The organism is Candidatus Magnetobacterium casense (assembly GCF_019173545.1).
Classification (GTDB): Bacteria; Nitrospirota; Thermodesulfovibrionia; order Thermodesulfovibrionales; family Magnetobacteriaceae; genus Magnetobacterium; species Magnetobacterium cryptolimnobacter.
Genome location: NZ_JABXWD010000315.1, coordinates 1 through 3,932 on the forward strand (window position 1 = coordinate 1; position 3,932 = coordinate 3,932).

Annotated in this window: 4 protein-coding genes and 1 pseudogene; 1 reads left to right on the forward strand and 4 read right to left on the reverse strand. The window is 49.4% G+C overall.

All coding sequences use genetic code 11. From position 1 onward, the window contains the following. The 3 genes and pseudogenes from HWQ67_RS13955 to HWQ67_RS13965 all read right to left on the reverse strand — a co-directional run. Positions 1-1,932 (reverse strand): annotated as a pseudogene (locus tag HWQ67_RS13955) (hypothetical protein); the annotation flags it as partial. Positions 1,933-2,147: 215 nt separating this feature from the next. Then, entirely contained in the window at positions 2,148-2,351 is a 204-nt protein-coding gene (locus HWQ67_RS13960) for a hypothetical protein (protein ID WP_218253303.1), read from the reverse strand. A 72-nt stretch (positions 2,352-2,423) separates the two neighbouring features. Further along, positions 2,424-2,654, reverse strand: a complete 231-nt coding sequence (locus HWQ67_RS13965) for a hypothetical protein (protein WP_218253304.1) — start codon at positions 2,652-2,654, stop codon at positions 2,424-2,426. Between the two features lie 354 nt (positions 2,655-3,008). Between HWQ67_RS13965 and HWQ67_RS13970 the strand changes: the two genes are divergently transcribed. Beyond that, complete coding sequence (locus HWQ67_RS13970) at positions 3,009-3,530, forward strand: nitroreductase family protein (protein ID WP_218253305.1); 522 nt, start codon at positions 3,009-3,011, stop codon at positions 3,528-3,530. Here the strand turns inward: HWQ67_RS13970 and HWQ67_RS20615 are convergent, their stop codons facing one another. Further along, positions 3,531-3,791 (reverse strand): PIN domain-containing protein, encoded by a 261-nt coding sequence (locus tag HWQ67_RS20615; protein WP_425340731.1) that lies wholly within the window; start codon positions 3,789-3,791, stop codon positions 3,531-3,533. Between the last annotated feature and the right edge of the window lie 141 nt (positions 3,792-3,932).

A 3,932-nucleotide genomic window follows, 5' to 3' on the forward strand; every position in this document is an offset into this window, starting at 1 on the left:
AACAATGTCCCTGATTTCGTCATCGTTACCGATGTATGTTTCGGTGTATTGTCGCTCGATGCCCCTGATGTGCTTCATTAGCCTGTTGTACAGGGCGATGACGAGTGACTTTCGCCAGTCCGTGAAGAAATCGGGGTTTACTGCGGACATGTCGGCGTAGGTGACAAGCAGGAGGGCGTTTAATGTGCGTTCGTCTCTGATGCCTTCCGCCAGCTCTGCGATAGTGTCGTGGTCGTCAATGTCCTTTGTAAAGGCGCTGCGTGACAGCAGCAGGTGGTTTTTGACGAGGAACTCAACGTCTTTAGCGCTCCAGGACGCTCCTGGTTCTTTACCGCTCCAGGACGCTCCTGGTTCTTCCCCACCCTTAGGGGGGGGCAGGGGGGGGTGTTGCAGACGGTCCAGCACGGGCTTGACCTGCATGTAACCTCGTGTGCTGTGCCACCGACCCATTGCCTTTCCTATGTCGTGAAACAAAACCGCCATGTACAGTATCTCCTTGTCCTTAAAGTTATTATATATCAACGACACAATTTTATCATAGCCCCCGGTAGGGGAGCCCAGTTGCTGTAGGGTCTTAATGGCGAGCATGGTATGTGCATCGACGGTGTATATATGATAAGGCTCCGAAACAACAAGCAATCGAAGCGGTGCCAGTTCCGGGATAAGCCTGCCCAGGACGCCGTCGTTAAACATCATCTGTAGTGAGGCGTAGGGGGCCGGACTCCTGAATATCTCCATTAACCCGCTGATGGCAGCCCGTGAGGTTCTGACCTCCTTGTTGATCAGGTGGGTGTGTTTTCTTATCAACGAGGTCAGGTATTTGGTGAACCCCTTGCCTGTCCTTGCACTTATGATGTAGGCATCGATTATCTTGTGTGGGAATTTTTTTAATACCTGTTCATCGTTTATCATTATCTTGTTTTGTGAGAGTGAGAAGAGGTTGTCTATGCGGTAGGTTTTTGCCCTGCGCGGCATACGCACAAACATTGAGCCTGCGATGTTTCGTATTTTTTCGGTTATAGTTTTAATGGTGGAGGCCCTGATGTAGTACAGGCGCAGGAGACGCTCTGAGGCGCTAAAGTATCGAGTATCGCTGATCCCAAGCAGGGTTGCAACGGTTTGTTGATCGTTGAAGGACAGCGTGTCGCTACCGCGGGCCGGGGCGCGATGGCCGTTGGATAGGGTTGACAGGTGCAGGGCAATCCGAACCTTGAGCAGAAAATCCCATGCGGCAAGCAGTCTTCTGTAGTCGCTCCGTGAGAGAATCTGTGCAAAATCGGCCATCGACTTAAAGTTCAGGGCAATCTTTGACAACCAGAGGGCCTCGTGTACGTCCCTGAGTCCTCCGGCGGAGTCCTTTACGTTTGGCTGGAGCAGGTAGACCGATGCGCCGAACTTTTTGTGTCTGTCGCTCATCTCATGTAATCGCATGGCAAAGAATTCCCGCTGATTTTTCAGCCAGGTGCGACCTGGAGCGTCAATGTAAAGCAACCCGGTTAATACGCTGTCTCTAAAGACCTGCTGCATCTGCGGATTACCGGCAATGAAGCGCGTATCCAGGAGCGACGTTCGTGTGCGCACGTCCTTCAATCCCTCCTCGATGCACTCCCGTGGTGTCCTGACGCAGTGGCTGATGTGGATGCCGCTATCCAGCAGCCGATAATAGATATCCTCGATCTGTGCAGTGTCGCCCCTGTCTCTGAGCAGAAACATGAGGTCGATGTCTGAATGTGGGGCCAGCTCACTTCTGCCATACCCCCCTGTTGCAAAGACACCAAAGCAGGGGGTTGACTGAGTGTCGCCGGCATTGCCGTTAGTGTCTGCTACGGTGCGGCAGACGAACTCATCCATCCTGCGGCTGTGATACCTGACTATGTCACAGCCCCGATGGCCGGTTAAGAGCAACTGTTTAAGTTCTTCGTTAAAATTCATATAAATTAGCAAAAAGGGGAAAGGCATTACGTCAGGGATTTATCCCCTTGCATTGCCCTTCCCCCTGTGGAAGATTGACCCCCTGTCTCCTTCAAGGTTGCCTGGCTCCCTTGACCCCTATCCGTTAAGGGGTGGAGTATGAGTCCTTCATGTTCGTATTATACTACATTGTCGTTAAGCACCGTATATTGGTCGTGTTTGAAGAGGAAACAAGGTTATTTCTTCTCTTCTTTCTTCTCTTCTTTCTTCTCGCCGTGCTTTGCGTCTTTCTTTGCGTCTTTCTTCTCTTCTTTCTTAGCCGGTTCTGCTGCAGGTGCTGCAGGCGCTGCGGCGTCTTTCTTCATCTCCTCGGCAAATACTGCCGTGTTAAGCGTTAAGGCAAATGCTACTGCTAACAGTGTTGCAAATAATTTCTTCATGTTCACTCCTTTTTTTTTACGTTTAGTTTATCGTTTGAGATAAAATCTCTATTGTCCGTCGTATTCGGTCATTTATTTATGTGGCGCTGCTGGTGCATCTGCTGGCGCTGCCGGGGCATCTGCTGCCGGGGCATCTGCTGTCTTTGCCTTCTTTGCCTTATGTTTCTTTACATGCTTCTTTGCAGGTTTCTCCATTGCTGGTGCATCCGGAGCTGCCGGGGCTGGTGCCTCCTCTGCAAAGCCAACCAGGCTCAGGGAAAGGCTAAGTGCTACTGCTGCCATTAACGCTAAAAACTTCTTCATTCTTTGTCACCTCCTTTATAGATTTCTTAATATTCGTTATAGTCTTCTGTTTTTGCCTCTTGCAGTGTTGCTGCAATTGATATAGAGGCTATTGCAACTTTCTTGCCAGAATAAAATTGCTCAATGTAAAAGGGATGTGTACAACCTCGTGGCGTTAGGACCTCCCTATTTGGGGAGAAATGTCCTCAAAGGGGAACGGAAATACTTACGCAGACAACAGTGACTCCTATCACATAAGAAGCCGCTCTGTTATCACCGGGATAGCGCCCTGTGCCCTGAATAGTGCTTGCAAAGAATGGACGCTATATATTAGTATTGTAGACGGTTCAAAAAATAAAACGACGTGAGGTGTCTATGGAAAACAAGGCATTGGATAATATCCTGACGCGGTGCAGCGTGAGGGTTTTTAGGGCGGATGTGGTCTCCCGTGAGGATTTAACGAAGATTCTGATGGCCGGGATGGCAGCGCCCTCGGCAGTGAACATTCAACCGTGGGCCTTTGTAGTTGTCACCAAGCGGGATACCCTGGATGAGTTGTGCGCCAGACTGCCCTATGCAAAGATGCTCGATAAGGCGACAGCGGCCATCGTTGTCTGTGGAGTCCCCGATAAGGACCAACGATACAGCAGGGACTATTGGGTGATGGACTGCTGTGCTGCCACGGAAAACATCCTCCTGGCCGTGCATGCCCTGGGATTGGGTGCCGTCTGGACGGCAGTATACCCCGAGCAGGACAGGGTTGAAAGCGTCAGGGCCATATTAAACATCCCAAAAAACATCGTACCGTTAAACGTTATCCCAATCGGTGTCCCCAAAAACAAGGGACACGTCACCGACAAGTTCAAACAGGAAAACATCCACTGGGAGACGTGGTAGCTATGAGCTTATTAGTTTCTTGTCAAATGTAAAAATTGGGATGCTTAAACTCTTAGACTTAGCAATTAATACGCAGTCAACAATATCGATGTTGCGGTTGGTAAATATCGTTAGTGCTTCGATGAGTTCTTCTCTATCGCTATTTATGATGCCCCTATAATGGAGAAGAGATATTAGACTTTTGCTTACTCTTTCCTTTGGAATATTATAAAATTTAGTCATAACATAGACACATTCCACGACTACACTCTCGAGTATCACCAAACTGTATCTTCTTTATATTTCATGGTAAAAGAAAGAAGGAGGGTGGCTCTGCCCCCTCCTCAGACCTCCCCCGCAAGGGGACCAGTCCCCTTGACCCCTTCCTGCGAAACATTTTACCATGCTTTTTTAAGAGGATAC

Bases quoted from the DNA above. Each gene is read 5' to 3' on its own strand.
- HWQ67_RS13960 (WP_218253303.1), bottom strand. From the start codon at position 2,351: ATGAAGAAATTATTTGCAACACTGTTAGCAGTAGCATTTGCCTTAACG.
- HWQ67_RS13965 (WP_218253304.1), bottom strand. From the start codon at position 2,654: ATGAAGAAGTTTTTAGCGTTAATGGCAGCAGTAGCACTTAGCCTTTCC.
- HWQ67_RS13970 (WP_218253305.1), top strand. From the start codon at position 3,009: ATGGAAAACAAGGCATTGGATAATATCCTGACGCGGTGCAGCGTGAGG.